Origin of the sequence: Roseibium sp., from assembly GCF_048260565.1 — a bacterium.
GTDB lineage: Bacteria > Pseudomonadota > Alphaproteobacteria > Rhizobiales > Stappiaceae > Roseibium.
Genome location: NZ_JBLXGP010000006.1, coordinates 88442 through 108745, shown reverse-complemented (window position 1 = coordinate 108745; position 20304 = coordinate 88442). Strand labels below are relative to the sequence as shown.

The 20304-nt window shown below is 60.3% G+C and carries 19 protein-coding genes; 14 read left to right on the top strand and 5 right to left on the bottom strand.

What is annotated here, in order from left to right; all coding sequences use genetic code 11:
- The first annotated feature begins 60 nt into the window (after positions 1-60).
- The gene (locus tag ACN0SO_RS14785; RefSeq protein WP_417679005.1) at positions 61-1773 is read left to right on the top strand and encodes a methyl-accepting chemotaxis protein; all 1713 of its coding nucleotides are present in this window, start codon (positions 61-63) and stop codon (positions 1771-1773) included.
- A 36-nt stretch (positions 1774-1809) separates the two neighbouring features.
- Positions 1810-2187 carry a response regulator gene (locus tag ACN0SO_RS14780; protein ID WP_417679003.1) on the top strand — a complete coding sequence of 126 codons (378 nt, stop codon included), beginning with the start codon at positions 1810-1812 and terminating at the stop codon, positions 2185-2187.
- Positions 2188-2292: 105 nt separating this feature from the next.
- Here the strand turns inward: ACN0SO_RS14780 and ACN0SO_RS14775 are convergent, their stop codons facing one another.
- The 4 genes from ACN0SO_RS14775 to ACN0SO_RS14760 form a co-directional block, all read right to left on the bottom strand.
- A complete protein-coding gene (locus ACN0SO_RS14775; RefSeq protein ID WP_417679001.1) occupies positions 2293-5001 on the bottom strand; it encodes an ATP-binding protein in 2709 nt (902 codons plus the stop codon).
- Positions 5002-5036: 35 nt separating this feature from the next.
- Positions 5037-6212, bottom strand: coding sequence for a diguanylate cyclase (locus ACN0SO_RS14770; RefSeq protein ID WP_417678999.1), 1176 nt, complete (start codon positions 6210-6212; stop codon positions 5037-5039).
- 166 nt (positions 6213-6378) lie between these two features.
- Entirely contained in the window at positions 6379-6690 is a 312-nt protein-coding gene (locus ACN0SO_RS14765) for an Hpt domain-containing protein (protein ID WP_417678997.1), read from the bottom strand.
- A gap of 309 nt (positions 6691-6999) precedes the next feature.
- The gene (locus tag ACN0SO_RS14760) at positions 7000-7803 is read right to left on the bottom strand and encodes a helix-turn-helix transcriptional regulator (RefSeq protein ID WP_417678995.1); all 804 of its coding nucleotides are present in this window, start codon (positions 7801-7803) and stop codon (positions 7000-7002) included.
- Positions 7804-7894: 91 nt separating this feature from the next.
- Between ACN0SO_RS14760 and ACN0SO_RS14755 the strand changes: the two genes are divergently transcribed.
- From ACN0SO_RS14755 to ACN0SO_RS14700, 12 genes are all read left to right on the top strand, one after another.
- Positions 7895-8968, top strand: a complete 1074-nt coding sequence (locus tag ACN0SO_RS14755) for an ABC transporter ATP-binding protein (protein WP_417678993.1) — start codon at positions 7895-7897, stop codon at positions 8966-8968.
- Positions 8968-9885 carry an ABC transporter permease gene (locus ACN0SO_RS14750; protein ID WP_417678991.1) on the top strand — a complete coding sequence of 306 codons (918 nt, stop codon included), beginning with the start codon at positions 8968-8970 and terminating at the stop codon, positions 9883-9885. Before ACN0SO_RS14755 ends, ACN0SO_RS14750 begins: the two co-directional genes overlap by 1 nt.
- A gap of 1 nt (position 9886) precedes the next feature.
- Positions 9887-10705: an ABC transporter permease gene (locus ACN0SO_RS14745; RefSeq protein ID WP_417678989.1), complete on the top strand. Its 819-nt coding sequence runs from the start codon at positions 9887-9889 to the stop codon at positions 10703-10705.
- 33 nt (positions 10706-10738) lie between these two features.
- The gene (locus ACN0SO_RS14740; RefSeq protein WP_417678987.1) at positions 10739-11767 is read left to right on the top strand and encodes an extracellular solute-binding protein; all 1029 of its coding nucleotides are present in this window, start codon (positions 10739-10741) and stop codon (positions 11765-11767) included.
- A 14-nt stretch (positions 11768-11781) separates the two neighbouring features.
- A complete protein-coding gene (locus tag ACN0SO_RS14735; RefSeq protein ID WP_417678985.1) occupies positions 11782-12567 on the top strand; it encodes a carbon-nitrogen hydrolase family protein in 786 nt (261 codons plus the stop codon).
- Complete coding sequence (locus ACN0SO_RS14730; RefSeq protein ID WP_417678983.1) at positions 12557-13921, top strand: aminotransferase class III-fold pyridoxal phosphate-dependent enzyme; 1365 nt, start codon at positions 12557-12559, stop codon at positions 13919-13921. Before ACN0SO_RS14735 ends, ACN0SO_RS14730 begins: the two co-directional genes overlap by 11 nt.
- A gap of 382 nt (positions 13922-14303) precedes the next feature.
- Positions 14304-15455 (top strand): acetylornithine deacetylase, encoded by a 1152-nt coding sequence (argE, locus tag ACN0SO_RS14725; RefSeq protein WP_417678981.1) that lies wholly within the window; start codon positions 14304-14306, stop codon positions 15453-15455.
- Between the two features lie 97 nt (positions 15456-15552).
- Complete coding sequence (locus tag ACN0SO_RS14720; RefSeq protein ID WP_417678979.1) at positions 15553-16824, top strand: flavin-containing monooxygenase; 1272 nt, start codon at positions 15553-15555, stop codon at positions 16822-16824.
- Positions 16825-16838: 14 nt separating this feature from the next.
- The gene (locus tag ACN0SO_RS14715; RefSeq protein ID WP_417679361.1) at positions 16839-17255 is read left to right on the top strand and encodes a RidA family protein; all 417 of its coding nucleotides are present in this window, start codon (positions 16839-16841) and stop codon (positions 17253-17255) included.
- A gap of 15 nt (positions 17256-17270) precedes the next feature.
- A complete protein-coding gene (locus ACN0SO_RS14710; RefSeq protein ID WP_417678977.1) occupies positions 17271-17945 on the top strand; it encodes a DUF1028 domain-containing protein in 675 nt (224 codons plus the stop codon).
- A 201-nt stretch (positions 17946-18146) separates the two neighbouring features.
- Positions 18147-18827, top strand: a complete 681-nt coding sequence (locus tag ACN0SO_RS14705) for a hypothetical protein (RefSeq protein ID WP_417678975.1) — start codon at positions 18147-18149, stop codon at positions 18825-18827.
- A 98-nt stretch (positions 18828-18925) separates the two neighbouring features.
- A complete protein-coding gene (locus tag ACN0SO_RS14700) occupies positions 18926-19864 on the top strand; it encodes a LysR family transcriptional regulator (protein WP_417678973.1) in 939 nt (312 codons plus the stop codon).
- An 88-nt stretch (positions 19865-19952) separates the two neighbouring features.
- Here ACN0SO_RS14700 and ACN0SO_RS14695 read toward each other — a convergent pair whose 3' ends face one another.
- Complete coding sequence (locus ACN0SO_RS14695) at positions 19953-20276, bottom strand: type II toxin-antitoxin system HicB family antitoxin (protein ID WP_417678971.1); 324 nt, start codon at positions 20274-20276, stop codon at positions 19953-19955.
- Between the last annotated feature and the right edge of the window lie 28 nt (positions 20277-20304).

The following is a 20304-nucleotide window of genomic DNA, read 5'->3' as shown; positions in this document are numbered from 1 at the left end:
AGAGAGTGAACACGCATTGTACCGGCTTCGAAGCCGAGACCGTGAAATGGGGGAATGCCGATGGAAAATGCCAGCGATGCCGCACTGAAATTCCTGTCGTCCGCAATGTCGGAGCGGGAGCGGACCGCCGAAATGAGAAAAAGCGTTGCCGGTAAGCTCCCCGATATTCTCGATGAATTCTATGCTCGCATCATGGCCTCGCCGGCGGCGGAGTTTTTTCCGGATACCGGTAAGGTTACATCGGCCAGATCCGCCCAGCTCAATCACTGGGAGGCACTTTTCAAGGACGAGCTGTCGCCCCTTACCCTGGAAAAGTCCAAGGAGATCGGCAAGACACACCTGAACGCCGGCCTGTCGCCGGTCTGGTATATCAGCGCCTACGGTTGGGTCCTGATGAAACTGGTGCCGGAACTCGTCCGCAGGCATCGCTTCCGCAAGGGTGAGCTGGAAGGCGTTCTTTGCACGCTGATCTTCCGGCTGTTCTCCGACATGGCCGCGTCGCAGACCGGTTATGAAGAAGCACTGGTCTTGAAAACTCTCAACGATGCGCGGGAGAACAAGACCGACAGCCTTGGCAAGCTCGCCGACTCGGTCACGGATATCAACAAGGTGATCCTGCAGCTGGCGTTCCTGCAACGGAATTCGAACGACGTGGCAAACAACGGCCAGACGATTTCCTCGGCGGCGACAGAACTCGTTTCCTCGGTCGAAAGCATCGCCTCCTCCAGCGAGAATGCCGCGCAGGAAGCACAGGACAGCAACTCCTCCGTCGCAAACGGACGAACAGCGATCGGCCAGTTGTCGTCCGTTGTGTCCAACATCGCCCGGGCCGTCCATGAAACATCCAGCAGTGTCGACGAGCTTTCCGAAGCCTCCGACCAGATCGGCCAGATGCTGAGTGTGATCGAAGGGATCGCACAGCAGACCAACCTGCTGGCGCTGAACGCCACGATCGAGGCGGCGCGCGCCGGAGAAGCCGGCAAGGGTTTTGCCGTCGTGGCCTCCGAGGTCAAGCAGCTGGCAACCCAGACGGCTCAGTCCACCGATGATATTGCCCGGCGCATTGCCGCGTTGCGAGAGGGCATGTCGGCGATCCAGACCAACATGCAAACCTCCACCGAAGCCGTCGAGGAAAGCGAAGAGGCGATCGCCCGTACCTCCGAGCAGATCGACCGGTTCGCACAGCAGGTCGAAAGCGTTTCGGGCCGGATGTCGGAAATCGCCGGCGTGCTGTCCCAGCAGAAGGAAGCCAGTGGCGAAATCGCGCTCAGCATCAGCGACGTGGCTAACCTCGCCGCCGACAGCAACGAGTATGTGAAGATCATTGCATCGGCAATGACCTCGAGCACCAACCAGTTCAAGGCCAATGCCGACCAGCTGTTCGACCCCCAGTCCGATGTCGGACTGTGCTACATGGCCAAAATCGACCACGCATTGTTCAAGAAACGCATAATCGATACCTGTCTGGGTGCCGACAACTGGAACGTGGCCGATGTTCCGGACCATCACCATTGCCGACTGGGCAAATGGTACGACCAGATTACCGATGAAAGCATCCGCGCCCTTCCGGCGTTCCAGTCGCTGGTCAACCCGCACCAGGTGGTACACGCATCCGCCAAGCTGGCGCTCGAAGCAGCAAAGGCACAGGATCACACAGCCATGCTGGACGCCCTGAAGAAGCTCGACGATGCGAGCGGAGAGGTGACCGAAGGGCTCGACCAGTTGGCGAGTGCCATCAAGGCCCGCCACCAGACCGGCAGAGCCGCCGCCTGACCAAAGCCACCCTTCAGACATACGGAACCCTGCCACATGCCACTGAAAGCACTTTATATCGATGACGACGAGGACATCGGCACCATTGCCGTCATGTGTCTGAAATTGAACGATGCATTCGACGCCCAGCATGCATCCAGCGGGGCCGAAGGGCTGAACATCGCCGCGGACTGGAAACCGGACGTGATCCTGCTGGATGTGATGATGCCGGTTATGGACGGACCGACGACGCGCGTAAAGTTGAAGGACAATCCGGAAACCGCCGATATTCCGGTGATTTTCGTCACGGCGAAGACACAACCCAACGAGTTGAAAACCCTTTCCGAGCTGGACGCTCTCGGCACGATCGCCAAACCTTTCGAGCCGATCTCCTTTGCAGACGACGTCACACAGATCCTGGAAAGAATCGGATAAGCCCGGACCGCGTTTGGCGGGCCGCCTTTCGCCGCATTGCAAACGACCGGATGACACGCAGATCGGTTCGCCGGAGCCATCGCCCCGGTTTCACATTGGCCGAAGTCAGGAGGCGACTGCCTTTTTCCGGATTTTCCGATCCGTGAGGTCCCGCAGCATCTCAGGCAAATCTCCGGGCCGGCTTCGCGACTTGACCACGTTCAGATCCACCCGGGGATCATCGATCTGTACATCGAGAGCGGTGAGGACGACGACCACCATCCCTTCCACACCGCCCAGATCGTCAAGGATCTCCAGACCGTTTCCATCCTCAAGGGAAATGTCGATGATCAGAACATCGAAATAATCGACCGCGATCCGCCGCCGGGCTTCGTCCAGGGTCCGGGCCTGAACCAGCAGGATATCCTCCGCGACACTGGCGGCCAGGACTTCATAGAAGTCCGTGTCGTCTTCAATATGGAGCCCCACCAGCCGGGCGTCGCCATCCTCTCTTTCGAGAGCGTCCATCAGGGCGTTGGCTTCCGCCAGAGGAAATTCGATGCGGAAGGTGGTTCCCTCGCCTTCCTGACTGGTGAAGTCGATCGCTCCGTTCATCCCCTCGACAAACCGTTTCGTAATCGCCAGGCCGAGGCCGGTGCCACTCTTTTCCCGGCTCGATGTCCCGTCGGCCTGAGCAAAGGGCGTAAAAAGGTTTTTCTTGAAGTCTTCCGGGATTCCCTGTCCGGAGTCGATGATGGATATACGAACATATCCGCCAATCCTTTCAGCCCGGATAACCACGGTTTTCCCGGATTCCGAAAACTTGACGGCGTTGGAAATCAGGTTCGCAAGGATCTGCTGGAGCCGGTTGACATCAATCGATACCAGAAGCGGCTCCTCCGCCAGTCGAAGGTCGATCGAAACGTCATGCTGTTCCGCATATCCGGCATTGAGGTCGGCGGCCTGTTTCAACTCCGCGTGCACGTCTGTCGTGCTCATGTCGTATTCGATCTTGTTGGCGGAGAGTTTCTCGAAATCGAGGATGTCATTGACGAGCACGATCAGACGCTCGGTGTTCTTGCGCGCCAGATGCACCATCTGACGGAAGGAATCGGACAGTTCTTCAGGCATCAGCCGTTCGATCAGTCCAAGAGAACCGCGGATGGAGGTGAGCGGCGTACGCAATTCGTGACTGACCGTGGACACGAACTCCGCCTTCAGACGATCCATTTCCTTGCGGTCGCGAATATCCCGGATGACACCGCTGAATTTGACAGCACCGTCGAGCCGCAAGGCGCTGATTGCCAGTTCGATCGGAATTTTTTCTCCCGAGCGGGTAATGGCGACCACCTCGCGGCTGGTATCGATGAAACCGCTTGGCGCGCCGCTGACATACCGACTCAGGAATCCGTCATGCACCGCCGCCAAGGGGGCCTCCATGAACATGGAGACATTCTTGCCGATAACCTCCTCGGCCTTGTAGCCGAGGATGCGCTCGCAACTGGGATTGAAGCGTTCGACAATGCCGTTCTCACCGATCAGGAGCAGACCGTCCAGAACGTTGTCGACAATGGCGCCCGCGCGCGCTTCCGAAGCAATCAGCGCCTGTGTCCGTTCCTTCAGGGAGCGGGCGAGGTCGCCGACCTCATCCCCACGATCGACAGGCAGCTTTGCAAGCAATTCGTGATCATCAAGGCTGCGGACAAGACCGACCAGACGGTTCAGCGGCACCATCATCGCCCGGGCGATCAGAACGGAAACCGAAAGACAGGCCAATATCAACACAATGCCGGTCAGCACCACATCCCTGCGGGTCTTCCGCGCGTCCCGGTAGAGCTCTTCGTCAGTCACCTGTAAAATGACCGAAACAAAATCCGATGCACCGACATTGCCGTCTTCCTTGACGAAAAAGGCCACATTGTCGACGCCGTGAATCAACCCCTCCTGCTTCGAAGACCGAAGCGTTTCAGCCACAAATCGGGGCATCTGCCTGGTGTAGGCGTCATGAAGCTCCAAGGGATGTTCTATCGAAGAACCGTCTCCTTGATACTGCATGTAGTCGCCGGAACCGTTGACCACAAAGGTATTGGTTGTCGGCGCCAGTTCCTCGAACGTCGACCGCAGCATACTTTCGTAATCGACGTTGATTACGAGAAAGCCGAAGCGGGTCCCGTCCGCCCGGTCGATCGGCAGCATCCCGCGAATTGCCGGGATCTGCCGGGGATCCACGCCGCCGAATTCCCGATTATAGGTCACATCGGAAAACAGCACCTTTCCCGAGGCACCGTCCATTGCCCTGATGAAATATGGCTCGCCTGATTTTTGCTGCAACAGACTGGCCGGCGTCGGTCTCTCTCCATTTTCGACCCGGTCGATACGGACGACTTCCCTGCCCTGATCGGCAACGCCAATGAAGCGCATTTGGAAATAGCTCGGGCGATTACGCATGATCGAGGCAAAGATCGCCGACAGGCGGGACCGCCAGCTTTCCAGCGACGATCCGTCATAGGGGTCAATGCCGCCGTTTGCGGTTGCCCGGATGATTCCCCGAATGGGCGGCGTGGTCGAAAGGGCGAAAAGATCCTCCTCTATGTCCCGATAGGCGAGCCGGAACCTTTGAGCCATCAACTTGGTATGACCCGCCAGTCTTTCCTCCGCCTGGTCGAATGTCGCCTGCCGAATTCGATTGTAGGCAATCGAGCCGATGACAAGGGTACTGGCAATCACGCAGCAAAAGGCCAGGAGCATGATCCTGCCCTGCATGGATATCGTGAACAAGCGTCGTGGCCGGCCCTGCGCCTCCGGTTCGTTTTCAAAAGAAAAACCTGGTTTCATCGTACTGTCCCCCCCCGCAGGGAAAATGGCCCCGCTTACGGATTTTCGGCTTGCGAGTGCAGAACGATCCGGTTCCGACCCTGCCTCTTGGCCTCGTAAAGCGCCGCATCGGCCGCCCCCAGCAAGCCTTCAACCGTTGCGGCATCATCCAGCCCGCAGACACCGCCGCTGAAGGTCACCGTTTGAGGACCTTCATCCGTATCGAACAGAAAGTTGGAAAAACTTCTCCGAATCCCGTCGAGAACCCGCGCGCCCTGTTCGGGGGTCGCGTCCAGCAGGATCAGGCCGAATTCCTCACCGCCGTAGCGTGCGATCACATCGACGCTGCGCAAGGACCCGGTCAGGCAGTTGGCGAACATCTGAATGACCCTGTCTCCGACCTGATGGCCGAAGGTGTCGTTGACCGCCTTGAAGTGATCCAGGTCCAAAAGGCACACGGCCATCGGCGCGCCGGTTCGCCTGGAACGACCGACTTCCGATGCCAGACGTTCCTTGAAATTCACGTGGTTCAGCAGACCGGTCAGGCTGTCGCGCTCCATGATCTTGCGCAGTTCCATTGCCCGGGAGACACGGATGCAGATCTTGTCGGTCAGGGTGGCGAGATCGACCGGCTTGGTGATGAAATCGTCACCGCCGATCTGCCGGGCCTCATGCTGGATTTCTTCGTTCCGTTCAGCGGACAGGAACAGGATCGGCAGGGAGAGGTTCGGCCGCGACAGTCGCAGGGCCTTGGCCACATCCAGCCCGTTCGCCTCGGGCATGTCCAGATCCATGACGATCAGATCGGGACAGAAATCGTCCACGACCTGTCCGGTCCTCAATGGATTGGACAGGGTTTCGGTCCTCAGGCCCCGCTCCTGGAGGGCAAAGGCATAGGCTTCGGCGACGATGTCGTCGTCATCAACGATCAAGACTTTCGACTCGACCTGCTGATTGCGGTCGAAGTCCGAAAACCAGCCTTCCAGCTCAATGAGATCGACCGGAAGCTGAACCAGAGCGGAGACACCGAGGCGAGCTGCTTTGATCCTGAAATCGAAGTTCTTGTTTTCACAAAGGACAATGACCTTGTGGTCCGCGATCAGGGACGCCGCCAGTTCAAGCTCCGGATCCGCTTTTTCATGAATCACCGCGGCAAGGCAGTTCTCGCCGCCGCCGGGACTGCAGGCAACCTCGTATCCGAGACTTCTCAACTTCTGGCTCAGGTCCGTCAAATGGGGATCCCGATCGAACAGGTAGATGCGTTTTCTTTCGGCTCGGACGGCACCTATTTTCGGGACACCTGAAACAGTTTTCGATCCGGAATTTTCTGATTTTACCATTGAAATCAATGTCATATGACCACCCCGAAAAGCACGAAAAATTGCCCCGACCGCAGCATCAGGAGTTGATGGATCGGCGAATGTCCTCAGCGAGTTGCCGCGTTCGCTGAGCTATGCGTTCCGGGTCCGCCTTGTTTGCGATCAGCGCTTCCACTTCCTGCGCGGGAGCCGTCAGTTCACCAAACCCGAAGACACGGCTCGATCCGGCCAACCTGTGAACCAGGTGGGAAACCTGGTCGAACATGCCCGGATCCACGGCACTGCGTTCCAGCTCGCGGCCGAATTTTTCGAGCATGTCGAGCTCAGAAGTAAGCCGCTTCGTAAAAGCCTCCGTCAGCTCTGCAAAACGACCGTCAAATGCTTCAACCATATCGGTGCCTCAACAACAGACATGAAATTAGATTAAACTGTATTTATTAACACGAAATTGAATAAATACATGATTTCACTTATTCATTTATTGTTATTTTTCACGATGATTGATATTTACGCTACATTTCATTAATTAAACTGATTTGTTTATTTTTACTTCCTCTGGGTTCCCCGAAGAATTCAGGGGGATTCCCCGGCACTGGCTTTTCCTGCGATTGTGCCCGGACACCCTGCAGCAACGTCCGGGAAAGACAACAGCCGCAATGCGGATGGAAATACTGCAAATATCAACTAGACCCAGGACGTCTCAGCGGTCGTTTTCGTGAAAGGTCAGCAAGGGCATGAGCAGGGAAAATAACTCGGCCTGCGATGAAATCCCGCATTTGCGATAAAGTTGTTTGCGGAACACTTTGACGGTCTGCGCGGAAATGCCGAGGCGCAGGCCGATCGAAACGGAAGAATGGCCGCGCAGGATCAGCAATGCGATTTCCGCCTGTCGCGGACTAAGGGAGACGCCGTGCTCCTGCGTCATGGCCGAGATCAGGTGGTCGGTCAGATCCTCGTCGCGAAAATCGCCGCTTGATTGCAGGCCGGACCAGCGCTGTTCGATCAGGCCGCAGACAATGGGGGCGATGCGTTCCGCCTTCTGAACATCGCGCACGGAAAAGCGCCGGCTGGAGGTCACGTCCCGGCCAAGGCAGATATGCACCGACACCCCTTCCGCCGGATAGGCGATATAGGCCATTTCGTCGATCAGGGTGGTGCGCTGGTAATAGGCGGCGAAATACTCGTTGCGGTGAAACTGGTCCGGCGCGATCCCCTTCAGCCGATAAAGCCCGGGCGGGGCGTTTTCGACATGCAGCGCGTGGAACGGATCCAGCAGATAGGCCCCCGGGATATAGTCGGTTTCAAGCTTTTCATGGACCCGTTTTTCAACCGCCTGGGTAAACAGCACCTCCGGCGCCCTGTTCTGGAAATAGGCCAGCATGGTCGTGTTATCGATCTCAAAACACCGGATAAGCCATTGGTACAGCTTGGTTTCGAACTGGTCGGTCGCCAGAGCGGATATGGCCGCTCCCAGATGCTTTTCCGCTGAATTCGGAAGTTCCATCGGACATACCTCCTTGGGGGTATATACCCCCCACATTGTGCCGATTTACGGTTTCACTCACCAACTCAGGGGTATCAGAGAAGAGGCGTCCATGGCCAGCACCGAAATAGCGGTCGGTATCGACAAGGTGGTCAAGCGATATGGCCCGATCACTGCCCTGTACGGCGTCTCCATGGATATCCGCGAGAACGAGTTCTTCACCCTGCTCGGACCATCCGGCTGCGGCAAGACCACCTTGCTGCGCTCCATTGCCGGCTTCGAGGAGGTGACCGAAGGCGCCATCCGGCTGAAGGGCGCCGACATCACCGGCCTGCCGCCGCACAAGCGGCCGGTGAACACCGTCTTCCAGCAATACGCCCTGTTCCCGCACATGACCGTCACCGAAAACGTGATGTTCGGCCTGCTGCGCAGCGGCTGGTCGAAGCAGGAGTCTCGTGCCCGCGCCGACCAGGTGCTGCAGCTGGTGCAGCTCGGCGACTTCGCCACACGCCGGCCCGCTCAGCTTTCCGGCGGCCAGCAGCAGCGCGTCGCCCTTGCCCGCGCGCTCGCCCCACGGCCCCAGGTGCTTCTCCTCGACGAACCGCTGTCGGCGCTGGACCTGAAACTGCGCCAGGCCGTCCGCATGGAACTGAAGGCCCTGCAGCGGGAAACCGGCATCGCCTTCATCTTCGTCACCCACGACCAGGAAGAAGCGCTGACCATGTCGGACCGGATCGCGGTGATGTCGGACGGCCGGGTCCAGCAGATCGGTTCGCCCAAGGAAATTTACGAGACCCCGCTCAACCGTTTCGTCGCAGACTTCATCGGCGAGACCAACCTGCTCGATGTCGAAGTCCGCTCCGTTGAAAACGGTATGGCGGCGATCCTGCTGCCCGGCGGGCACGGCTTCACCTGCCCGGCCGCGGCCGTTGTGGATCCCGGCAAGGGCCATCTGTCGGTTCGGCCCGAACGCATCAGCCTGTGCGGACAGGGACAAGGCGATCTCGATGCCACCGTCGAGGGCCAGGTCTATCTCGGCACCGACATCCACCTTCAGGTCCGCCTCGCCGACAGCGAGAGGATGACCGTCCGGCTGCAGAATTCCGAGACGACGGCGGTTCCCGAAACCGGTGCCACCATCGGTCTCAAGCTGGAGGCAGGCGCCGCGCGCCTGCTCGCCGACTGATGGCGGCCGGCGCGCCGATGGGCGAGGGGTCCGCCTCCAACATCTATCGCGGCAACAGCCTCAAACTGATGCTTCCGGCCTGGATGATGATCGGCGTATTCCTGCTCGCGCCTGTCGCCATGATGGCGATCTATTCGTTTCTCACCAAGGAATTCCGCGGCGGCGTGATCTGGGAATTCTCGCTTGCTGCCTACGATCAGTTCTTCTTCGACCGGGGCCTGTTCGGCGACGAGCCGCCGACCATCGAGTGGACCTATATCGGCATCTTCTGGCGCTCGATCTGGCAGGCGGGGCTTGCCACCATCGCCTGCCTGCTGATCGGGTTTCCGACCGCCTGGTTCATCGCGACCCGCGACCCGAAGACCCGCTCCGTCTGGCTGTTCCTGGTGACCGTGCCCTACTGGGTGAACCTCTTGATCCGCACCGTGTCGATGAAATTCCTCATCCGCGACACAGGCCCCCTCAACGAGTTCCTGCTGTGGACCGGGACCATTTCCGAACCGCTCGGGCTGATCAACACGAATTTCGCCGTCCAGCTCGGGCTTTTCTACAGCTACCTGCCGTTCATGGTGCTGCCGATCTATGCGGCGGTGGAACGGTATGACTTCGCCCTCTCCGAGGCGGCGGCCGATCTTTATTCCGGCGTCTGGACCACCCTGCGGCTGGTCATCCTGCCGGTGGTGAAACCGGGGATCGTCGCCGGCTGTATTCTGGTCTTCGTTCCTTCCCTCGGCGCCTTTCTCGCGCCCGATCTTCTGGGCGGCGCCAAGACCTTCATGATCGGCTCGCTGATCGAGGAACAGTTCAAGGGCGCTGCCGGCAACTGGCCCTTCGGCGCCGCGGCCTCGACGATCCTGCTGACCATCGTCATGGCGGTGCTGCTCGTCTATGCCCGCAACCAGAACAAGGGGGCGTGAGATGGCAGCCAAGACCGACCTCCGCCGCTTCCCGGGCTTCCTGACGATCACGATCCTGTGCCTGATCGTTCTCTACGCACCGCTGATCGTGGTCGCCGTCTATTCCTTCAACGCCTCGACCTCGATCACCAAGTGGGGCGGCACGTCGCTGGCCTGGTACGTTGACGTCTTCACCGGTCCGGAAGCGCCGAAGTTCCAGCAGGCGGCGATCAATTCCTTCGTCATTGCCATAATCGCGTCCATCGTCGCGACGGCCATCGCCACCCTTGCCTCCGTCGCCATGACCCGGACCGGCCGGTTCCAGGGCAAGACGCTGAGTTTCGCGCTGATCAGCCTGCCGCTGATGGTTCCCGAAGTGGTCACGGCGGTGGCGAGCCTGGTGTTCTTCACCGCGATCGGCTTCACCACCGGGCTGATGACGATCCTGGTCGCCCATATCGTCTTCTGCATCCCGTTCGCCTATCTGCCGATCTCGGCACGGATGCAGAGCATTCCGGACATGTACGAGCAGGCGGCAATGGATCTCTACGCCACGCCGAGGGAAGCCTTCAAGCTGGTGCTGCTGCCGCTGATGACGCCCGGGATCCTGTCCGGTTTCCTGCTCGCCTTCATCATTTCGCTCGACGACTTCCTGATCACGAATTTCGTCAAGGGAGCCGGCGTCGAAACCCTGCCGACGGCGATCTTCGGATCGGTGAAGCAGGGCATCAAGCCCAACATCATGGCCATTTCCACCCTGATGCTGGGCATATCGGTGATTTTCGTCTCCCTGTCCTGGCTGATCGGCCGGGCCGGGCAAAACAAAGCAAAAGAAAACTAAACAAAACAACAGCCAACCAGAGTGGAGCAAGACATGAAAAAGCTTCTGATGACGACGTCCCTGGCGCTTCTGGCCCTGACCGGCGCGGCGCAGGCCGAAGGGAAACTCTCGATCTATCACTGGTTCGAGTACATTCCGCAGGAACTGCTCGACAAGTTCGCCAAGGAATACGACGTCGAGGTGACCATGGACACCTTCGACAGCAACGAGGCCCTGCTGGCGGCGCTGAAGGCCGGCAAGCTCGGTTCCTACGATGTGGCCGTTCCGGGCGACTACATGGTCAAGATCCTGAACAACGAAGGCATGCTCGACACCTTCGAACCGTCCGAGCTGTCCAACTTCGGCAACATCCAGGAACAGTGGGTCGATGTTTCCTTCGATCCGGGCCGGAAAAGCTCCATCCCCTACCAGTGGGGATCGACGTCCTATTCCGTCAACCGCGACATCTACAAGGGACCGATCGACAGCCTGTCGGTGATCTTCGATCCGCCGGAAGAGCTCAAGGGCAAGATCAACGTGCTCGACACCGCCGGCGAGACCCTGACCCTCGCCTCGCTCTACCTGGGCATTCCCCAGTGCACCTCCGACCGCGACCAGCTGAAAGCGCTGAACAAGCTGGTGATCGACGCCAAGGCGGATTGGGCCTCCTTCGGCTCGGATGTCGCCAAGGACGTTCTCGTCTCCGGCGATGCGGCGGCCGGCATGATCTGGTCCGGCTTCTCCGCCAAGGCGCGGGCGGAAGGTGCCAACATCGAATACGCCTTCCCGAAGGAAGGCTACATCGTGTGGATGGATAACGTCGTTCTCCTGAAGGACGCGCCGAACCGGGAAAACGCGCTGAAGTTCATGAACTTCCTGCTCGAGCCGGAAAATGCCGCGGCGGTGACCAACTACGCCCAGTACATCTCGGGCGTGAAGGGCGTCGATCCGTACCTCGATCCGGAAGTCAAGAACTCACCGGAATCCAATCCGCCGGAAGGCCAGAAGGGCGTCTTCGTGGAGGCCTGCCCGCAGGAAACCCAGGTTCTCTACGACGCCATCTGGACCAACCTGAAGAAGTAAGCGGATCGACAGCCATGAAACTCGCGCTTTACCAGGGACCGGCGATCGGCGGCGATATCGAGGCAGGCTTTGCCCGCATCGAACGACACTTGTCGGCCGCCGCCCTGGCGGGCGCGCGCATGGCTGTGTTTCCGGAAGTCTTCCTGCCCGGCTACAACCGGCCGGACCTGCACAAAAGCCTCGCCCAGCCTCTGGGCGGGGCCTGGACACAGCGTTTGTCCGCCCTTGCCAAACAGACCGGCTGCGGCCTGACCATCGGCTGGGCGGAGGCCGCCGACGGCAAGGTCTATAACGCGGCCACCTGTTTCGACGACACGGGCGCGCAGCTCGCCCATTACCGCAAGATCCAGCTCTACGGACCGATGGAGCGCGCCAGCTTTTCCTACGGCGATGCCTATACGGTGTTCGATCTCTACGGCCACAAGACCGCGCTGATGATCTGCTACGACGTGGAATTTCCGCAGCACTGCATTGCGCTGGCCGAACAGGGCGTCACCCTGGTTCTGGTGCCGACCGCCAATCCGAAAGGGTTCGAGCACGTGTCGACCGCTTTTGTGCCGGCGCGGGCGGCGGAAATGCGCCTGACAATCGTCTATGCCAATTTCTGCGGAACCGAGGGCGATGTGACCTATGGCGGTCACTCCGTCATCGTCGGCCCCGATGCCCGGGTGCTCGCCTCCGCCGGACAAGGCGAGGCGCTTCTGGTCGCCGACCTCGCCCCGGTCGACAACATCGCTCCGGAACTGCTTTCACTTCAACGCCAAGACTACAGGGAGGTCGGGAGAACCGATGAAACTTGATCTGAACATGACCACCGACGCGGTGCTGACGGCAGATACCCATCTGATCCAGTCCTTCGCCGACCTGAATGCCCTGAAACAGAACGGCGCGCGCACCGTGATCGTCGGCGCCGACGGCGCCATGGTCCGCGACAGCGAGGGCAACGAGCTGATCGACGGCATCGGCGGCCTGTGGTGCGTGAACGCGGGCCACCGGCGCAAGGAAATCATCGACGCGATCACCCAGCAGCTCAACGAGCTGGACTTTTATTCGACCTTCTACAATTTCACCCACCCGACGGCCGCCGCCCTTGCGGAAAAGATCGCAAGCCTGGCGCCCGGCCACCTGAACAAGGTCTATTTCGGCAATTCGGGATCTGTCGCCAACGACAGCGCGGTGCGGATGCTGCACCACTACAACAACCGTCTCGGGCGGCCGAACAAGAAGAAGATCCTGAGCCGCATCGGCGCCTATCACGGTTCGACCCATCTCGCGATCGCCATGACGACGCCGCTCTATTCGGTCGGCTGGGACGGCGCCAACGACCTGGTCCATCATCTGCGCTCGCCGCACTACTGGCGCGAGGGCGACGGCATGAGCGAGGCGGAATTCCTCGATGCCCTTGTGGAGGACCTGAAGACCTCCATCGAAGACATCGGCGCGGAAAACATCGCCGCCTTCATCGCCGAGCCGATCATGGGCGCCGGCGGCGTCATCGTGGCGCCGGAAGGCTATCACGCCCGCATGGCCGCGGTCTGCGCGGAAAACGACATCAAGTACATCTCCGACGAGGTGGTGACCGCCTTCGGCCGCCTGGGCCATTTCTTCGCGTCGCAGGACGTGTTCGGCGTGACGCCCGACATCATCACCACGGCCAAGGGCCTGACCTCGGGCTACCAGCCCATGTCGGCGACCATCGTGTCGGACGAGATCCACGAGGTCATCTCCGGGCCGGGCGGGCTGTTCCTGCACGGCATGACCTATTCCGGACACCCGGCCGCCGCCGCCGCCGGGCTGGCCAATATCGCGCTGATGGAAAGAGACAAGCTGCCGGAACAGGTGCGCACCACCGGCAAGATCTTCGAAAGCGCCCTGCGCGGCCTCGACGATCTGTCCATCGTCGGTGAAGTCCGCGGCAGCCATTTCATGGTCGGCATCGAGTTCGTGAAGGACAAGGCGACGAAGGAACCGTTCGCGCCGGAAGACGGCATCGGCCTGAGGGTCGCCCGCGCCGCCCAGGCCCGCGGCCTGATCGCCCGGCCGCTCGGCAACATCCTGATCCTGTCTCCCACCCTGATCCTGACGGAACGCCAGATCGGGGAGGTGGCGGACATCCTGCGGGACAGCATTACGGAAGTGATTTCCACGCTTTAATCGCTGGTGTGTGGTGTCACGGCGTATGTGTTGCAAGTCTGGCCTATCCGCTTGTTTTCCTCTCCCCGTGAGGGTTGGAAAATCGCATTTGATCGAAATCTTTGGCCACACGCTCGATGTTACCTCTCCCCCATTTTAGGTTTTCTGGGGGAGAGGTCGGAGCGAAGCTCCGGGTGAGGGGGCAGACTTTTCCATATTTCTCCAACGTTTGAGCCCCTCACCCCAACCCTCTCCCAATGGGAGAGGGAGCTGGATCTTGCCATATGCGAATGCCCTGACCTTGACGGGGAGAAGTGGGTATGCGGGACTGTTTTCGTGTTCACTCTCTCCCTCGGGCCGGAGAAAGCTGGCCAAATCGGGCGAAATGTCGGCAAATGGGCCCATGAGCACCGCATTCGACATTCTCGACCGCCTGATTGCCTTTCCCTCGGTAAGCCGGGACGGCAACATCGACCTGATCCGCTACGTTGCGGACTTCCTTGAGACAAACGGCATTCAAAGCCGGCTCTACCCGTCGGAGACGGGCGACCGGGCCAATCTGTTCGCCACTGTCGGTCCGGAAGGGCCGGGAGGGATCGTCCTTTCCGGCCATACAGACGTGGTTCCGGTGGACGGTCAGGACTGGACCCGCGATCCGTTTCGCATGAGCGAGGCGGACGGCCGCCTCTACGGCCGGGGCACGACCGATATGAAGGGCTTCGTCGCCTGCGCCATGGAGGCGATGGTGGCGGCAAAGACCCAGCCCCTGTCGCGGCCGCTGCATATCGCCCTTTCCTATGACGAGGAGATCGGCTGCGTCGGCGTGCGCCCGATGCTGGCTGAGCTTTCCAAGGCCGGCCTGAAACCGGACTGGGTGCTGGTGGGCGAGCCGACCTCGATGCAGGTGGCGGCCGGGCATAAAGGCAAGACCGGCGCCCATGCGACCTGTTGCGGTATCGCCGCCCATTCGGCGCTGGCGCCGACCGGGCTCAACGCCATTCACCTTGCCGCCGACTTCCTGAAGGACATCCGCGCCCTGCAGGGAGAACTGGAGGAAACCGGCAGCCGGGACGACGACTACGACATTCCCTACACCACCGTTCATGCGGGCATCATCCATGGCGGAACGGCGCTGAACATCGTGCCGGATCACTGCAAACTGTCCTTCGAGATCCGCAACATCGCCTCCGACGATCCGAAGGTCCTGCTGGACCGCTTGTTCGAGTCCGCCGGACGGATTTCCGCCAAGGCCAGGGAGCGGTTTCCCAAGGCGGGCATCGACATCGAGATCTTCAACGAATATCCGGGTCTCGATACCTCCTCCGGCGGCACCGCCGTTTCGAACGCACTCTCCCTTTCCCGAACCAACCGGGCGATCAAGGTTGCCTTCGGGACGGAGGGCGGACTGTTCACGTCGACGCTCGGCGTGCCGGCGGTGGTGTGCGGACCGGGCAGCATGGAACAGGGCCACAAACCGGACGAGTTCGTGACCCGCGATCAGATGGAAGCCTGCCGCGCCATGCTCGGCCGGGTGAGCGATCAACTTGCTGCTTAGTTTTTTCTGAAGCAAAATATAGAAAAGAAAGAATTTACCTAATCAACCGATCCGGCCATCATCGAAGGCAATTGAAATGCCAGGACGGGGCTCGGATATGACGGTTGAAAAGGTAGAAGCGCTCGTTGTCGGCGGCGGCCAGGCAGGGCTTGCCATGAGCGAGCATCTGAGCAGATGCGGCATTTCCCATCTGGTCCTGGAACGGCACCGGATCGCCGAGCGCTGGCGGTCGGAACGCTGGGATTCGCTGGTCGCCAACGGCCCGGCCTGGCATGACCGGTTCCCGAACATGGAATTTCCCGATTGCGACCCGGATGCTTTCGTCGCGAAGGAAGATGTCGCGGATTATTTCGTCGCCTATGCGGACCAGATCGCAGCGCCCATCCGCTGTGGCGTGGAAGTGACCGAAGTCAGGCGCAACACCGGTCGGCGCGGATTCCGCATCGAAACGTCGGACGGCCCGATCGAGGCCGATTATGTGATCGCGGCAACCGGCGCGTTCCAGCACCCGGTCATGCCGGACATGGTTCCCGCGGAGGTCGGCATTACCCAGATGCATTCCGCCGCCTACCGCAATCCCGGCCAGTTAGCCGAAGGCGCGGTTCTGGTCGTTGGCGCCGGCTCATCCGGCGCGCAGATCGCGGCCGAACTGCTTGAGGCGGGCAAGCGCGTCTATCTCTCGGTCGGCCCGCACGACCGCCCGCCGCGCAGCTATCGCGGCCGCGACTTCGTCTGGTGGCTGGGGGTCCTGAACAAGTGGGACGCGGAAGCCACGCCGGGCGTGGAACATACGACCATTGCGGTCAGCGGCGTCGACGGCGGCCACACGGTCGATTTCCGCCGACTGGCCGCAAAGGGCATGATGCTTCTGGGCCGGACCGAGGCCTACGAGAACGGCTCCTTGCGTTTCGCACCGGACCTCAAGGCCAATATCGAAGGCGGGGACGCCAACTACCTGTCGCTTTTGGACGAGGCCGATGCCTTTATCGAACGCAACGGTCTGGACCTGCCGGAAGAACCCGAGGCGCGCAGGATCGATCCGGATCCGGAATGTGTCGCAAACCCGATCCTTGAGCTGAACCTGGCGGATGCGGGGATCACCACGATCATCTGGGCGACCGGCTTTTCCGTCGACTACGACTGGCTGAAGGTCGACACATTCGACGACCGGGGCCGGCCGATCCACAAGCGCGGCGTCTCGCAGGAGCCGGGGGTCTATTTTCTCGGCCTGCCCTGGCAGACCCGGCGCGGATCCTCCTTCATCTGGGGCGTGTGGTACGACGCCGGATATGTGGCCGACCACATCGCCAAGCAGCGCGGCTACATGACTTACACCCGCACGCCTCAGCTGGAGACGGAAGACGCATGACGGACGGAAAACCCATGGCCCATAAACGCATCCGCTGTTTCAACACCAAAGACACCTATCCGGAGCAGAAGCTCGACAACGATCTCTGCCAGGTCGTGGTCGCCAGGGGCACCATGGTGTTCGTGCGCGGCCAGATCGGGCAGGATCTCGACACCACGGAAAATGTCGGCATCGGCGATGTGACCGCCCAGGCGGAACAGGCCATGACCAACATCGACATGCTGTTGAAGGAAGCCGGCTCGGAACTGTCGCATATCACCAAGATCGTCATCTACATCGTCGATCCGCGCTACCGGGAGGCCGTCTACCGTGTGGTGGGCAAATGGCTGAAAGGCGTTTATCCGGTCTCGACCGGGATCGTCGTTTCGGCTTTGGCGCGTCCCGAATGGCTGGTCGAGATCGACGTGACCGCCGTCATTCCCGACGCATAGTTCAGGGGCTCTTTCATGACCTTCTCCATTTCCGCCTGCTGCCCGAGATCCGGAATGATGGGGATCGCCATATCCTCGTCCTCTCCCGCCGTCGCCGCGCGCTGTTCCCATGCCCGTGCCTGTGCCGGCGTCGTCGCCTCGCAGAACATCACCGACCCGTCGCTGGGGCCGAAGGCGCTCGATTTGCTCGAAAGCGGCATCGGGGCGGAAAAGGCGCTGGAGATCCTTCTGTCTGATTATCCGACCAGGGACTGGCGGCAGGTGGTCGTCCTCGACCGAACCGGGCAGACGGCGACATTTTCCGGTGAGCACACCCTTGGCATCCACGCCACCGCGCAGGGACCCTATTGTGCCGCTGCCGGAAATCTCCTTGCCAATGACACGGTTCCCTCTGCCATGGTCACCGGCTATTCGGAGGCGCAAGGCGATCTCGGCGACCGGCTGATCGCGGCCATGAAGGCCGGGCTTGCCGCCGGCGGCGAGGCCGGACCGGTTCATTCCGCCGGTCTCTACATGGTCCGCAACGTGAGCTGGCCGGTGGCGGACCTCAGGGTCGACTGGGCCGAGGACGACCCGATCGGAGCCCTGTCGGACCTCTGGGCTCTCTACAAGCCCCAGCTTGAAGACTACGTCACCCGCGCCATCGATCCGACCGCGGCCCCAAGCTACGGCGTGCCCGGCGACGAATAATCCAAGCATTGTCGAGCCCATCAGCATCCCATCATTCCGAATGTGGCGCGATTTTTGTTTTCATCCGCATATATGGATTTTGGATCGATAGGTGGGTCGGGAGTCCTTCGTTAGTTAGTCCGGTCATAGGGTTGTCTGGTCCGCCTGACATGGAGGCGGCGTCAGAGTAGCGTGACCTCATAAGGACGACGGAGGATAAAAATGACGGCGTACCCCGGTACCGCGAACAAAACGGAACCGAGCTGCATCTGGCTGGTGCAAGGACACTACTTGCCTGAGAACTCGCGCGGTTGGAGGCCTTTCGAAGCATACGAACACGATGACCGAAGTCCTGCAAATGTTGTCGAAGCAATGAGACTCACAACGACCGGCCATTTCCTGCCAAGAGAGCGCTTTCCGACGGCCAACTATCCTCGGAAAGACGACGACCAAGGCGCGCACCGAAAACGTATTCCTCAAATTTTCTGCAATGGCTTCATCTTCGTCTCAAAGGAGAGCGCGGATGTGCTGCGCCATTTTGATCTCGGCAAGGGAGCGCTTTATCCAACGCGGCTCTGGTATCCTGACCGTGTGACGCCGGTGCCGGGGGAGTATTTCTATCTCAGCCAAGGCAACAGAAAGAACGCTTTCCTGCCGGAGCGTTCACCAAACGCACGGAAAGTCTACAAGTCTCAGGATCTGTGGACTCTGATGCCTAATCCTGAAGATGACCAGTTGGCTTTCTCAGACGTTGCGCTGGAAGGGCCAGACATTTGGTGGGACGAACGCATAATGTTGTATTTTTTTATCAGTGACCGACTAGCGCAGGCTCTGGAGCAAGCCGGGACAGCTCGTGATTGGCACTTTTTGCGCTGCCCGGTGGTGGCTAAGCGCGGGGAATGAGAGCACGGGCAATCTGACCATCATTGTTTTTTCGATTGAACCCAATGCTGGCTAAAATACCGGCCTGCACAGGAAAGAAACCGTTAGGCCACGCCCCCATGCGTTTCACGCTTAGACAGCTTGAGTATTTCATCGCCGCCGGCGAGACCGGCAGCATCACCCGGGCGGCGGAGCGGGTCAGCATTTCCCAGCCGTCGGTGTCGACGGCGATCTCCCAGCTTGAAAAAGAGCTCAACGTCCAGCTGTTCATCCGCCACCACGCCCAGGGGCTGTCGCTGACCCCGGTCGGTCGGACGCTGCTGGCGGAAGCCAAGCAGCTGCTGGAACAGGCGGAAACTCTCTACAGCGTCGCGACGGAAGCCAGCGACGATATCCGCGGCCAGCTCAACGTCGGCTGCCTGACCACCCTGGCGCCGATGATCCTGCCGGAACTTGCGCTCGCCTTCACCTCCGCCTTTCCCGGCACCACCATTCGCCCGCATGTGGACCATCAGGAAACCATGCTGAACGGGCTCAGAAGTGCGGCCATCGACGTGGCCGTGACCTATGACCTGTCGATCCCGGAGGATATCGATTTCCAGCCGCTGGTCGAGCTTCCCGCCCATGCGCTCTTCGGCGAGAACCATCCGCTGGCGCGGCGGTCTTCAGTCAGCCTGGAGGAGCTAGCCGAGCTGCCGATGGTCTTCCTCGACCTGCCGCTCTCGGGAGAATATTTCCAGGCGCTGTTCATGGCGGAGGGCCTGACGCCCAACATCGGCTACCGTTTCGCCCATCCGGACGTGATCCGCACCATGGTCGCCAACGGCTTCGGCTACACGCTCGCCAATGTGACACCGCGCTCGGATGCCGCCCTCGATGGCCGCAAGGTGGTCCGCGTGCGCCTGTCCGGCAGCCACCGGCCGATGACGCTCGGGGTGGCAAGCCTGAAATCCCTGCGCCCCTCCCGGCTGGCGGAAGCCTTCAAGGCCCACGCCCGTTCGTTCATCTCCAGCGCCTATGTCCCCGGCATGGTCGCCCCGGCCACGGCGCCGAAGTAGGGTCGCCTTAGCCGTTGTGCCTCTCTGGTCTATTTCGGCGAGGATGGCAATGCCGTCCGAATAAGAACTGAGCTCTTAGCATTTAGCCTCATGCCAATTTAGACGACACCAACCGATTGATGCTCACGCCTTGTTCGGCCGCCTGGATAGCCAGATTACGATGCTGCTCGGGCGGAATCCGAACTTGAAACTTCCCGCTGAACTCGCGAGAAGCCAAAGGCACGGGTACTTGCTCTCCATTCGCAGACATATCCGCGACCACTTCGCCCACGAGCTTAATCAGCCCTTTCAGAGCGGCCGTTTGTTCCGGTGCCAGGTACGACAGGCTCGGGAACTCGGCACACAAGGCGACATACTCGCCATCGTCTTCTGACCATGTGACACGGTAGGTATAATGTTTATGGTCAACCATTACCCTGTCCCTCCATTTTCCTGATTGC

Excerpts from the sequence above, each read along its gene's own strand:
- ACN0SO_RS14785 (WP_417679005.1), top strand. The coding sequence starts at position 61 with ATGGAAAATGCCAGCGATGCCGCACTGAAATTCCTGTCGTCCGCAATG.
- ACN0SO_RS14780 (WP_417679003.1), top strand. The coding sequence starts at position 1,810 with ATGCCACTGAAAGCACTTTATATCGATGACGACGAGGACATCGGCACC.
- ACN0SO_RS14775 (WP_417679001.1), bottom strand. The coding sequence starts at position 5,001 with ATGAAACCAGGTTTTTCTTTTGAAAACGAACCGGAGGCGCAGGGCCGG.
- ACN0SO_RS14765 (WP_417678997.1), bottom strand. The coding sequence starts at position 6,690 with ATGGTTGAAGCATTTGACGGTCGTTTTGCAGAGCTGACGGAGGCTTTT.
- ACN0SO_RS14760 (WP_417678995.1), bottom strand. The coding sequence starts at position 7,803 with ATGGAACTTCCGAATTCAGCGGAAAAGCATCTGGGAGCGGCCATATCC.
- ACN0SO_RS14755 (WP_417678993.1), top strand. The coding sequence starts at position 7,895 with ATGGCCAGCACCGAAATAGCGGTCGGTATCGACAAGGTGGTCAAGCGA.
- ACN0SO_RS14750 (WP_417678991.1), top strand. The coding sequence starts at position 8,968 with ATGGCGGCCGGCGCGCCGATGGGCGAGGGGTCCGCCTCCAACATCTAT.
- ACN0SO_RS14745 (WP_417678989.1), top strand. The coding sequence starts at position 9,887 with ATGGCAGCCAAGACCGACCTCCGCCGCTTCCCGGGCTTCCTGACGATC.
- ACN0SO_RS14740 (WP_417678987.1), top strand. The coding sequence starts at position 10,739 with ATGAAAAAGCTTCTGATGACGACGTCCCTGGCGCTTCTGGCCCTGACC.
- ACN0SO_RS14735 (WP_417678985.1), top strand. The coding sequence starts at position 11,782 with ATGAAACTCGCGCTTTACCAGGGACCGGCGATCGGCGGCGATATCGAG.
- ACN0SO_RS14730 (WP_417678983.1), top strand. The coding sequence starts at position 12,557 with ATGAAACTTGATCTGAACATGACCACCGACGCGGTGCTGACGGCAGAT.
- argE (WP_417678981.1), top strand. The coding sequence starts at position 14,304 with ATGAGCACCGCATTCGACATTCTCGACCGCCTGATTGCCTTTCCCTCG.
- ACN0SO_RS14720 (WP_417678979.1), top strand. The coding sequence starts at position 15,553 with ATGACGGTTGAAAAGGTAGAAGCGCTCGTTGTCGGCGGCGGCCAGGCA.
- ACN0SO_RS14715 (WP_417679361.1), top strand. The coding sequence starts at position 16,839 with ATGGCCCATAAACGCATCCGCTGTTTCAACACCAAAGACACCTATCCG.
- ACN0SO_RS14710 (WP_417678977.1), top strand. The coding sequence starts at position 17,271 with ATGACCTTCTCCATTTCCGCCTGCTGCCCGAGATCCGGAATGATGGGG.
- ACN0SO_RS14705 (WP_417678975.1), top strand. The coding sequence starts at position 18,147 with ATGACGGCGTACCCCGGTACCGCGAACAAAACGGAACCGAGCTGCATC.
- ACN0SO_RS14700 (WP_417678973.1), top strand. The coding sequence starts at position 18,926 with ATGCGTTTCACGCTTAGACAGCTTGAGTATTTCATCGCCGCCGGCGAG.
- ACN0SO_RS14695 (WP_417678971.1), bottom strand. The coding sequence starts at position 20,276 with ATGGTTGACCATAAACATTATACCTACCGTGTCACATGGTCAGAAGAC.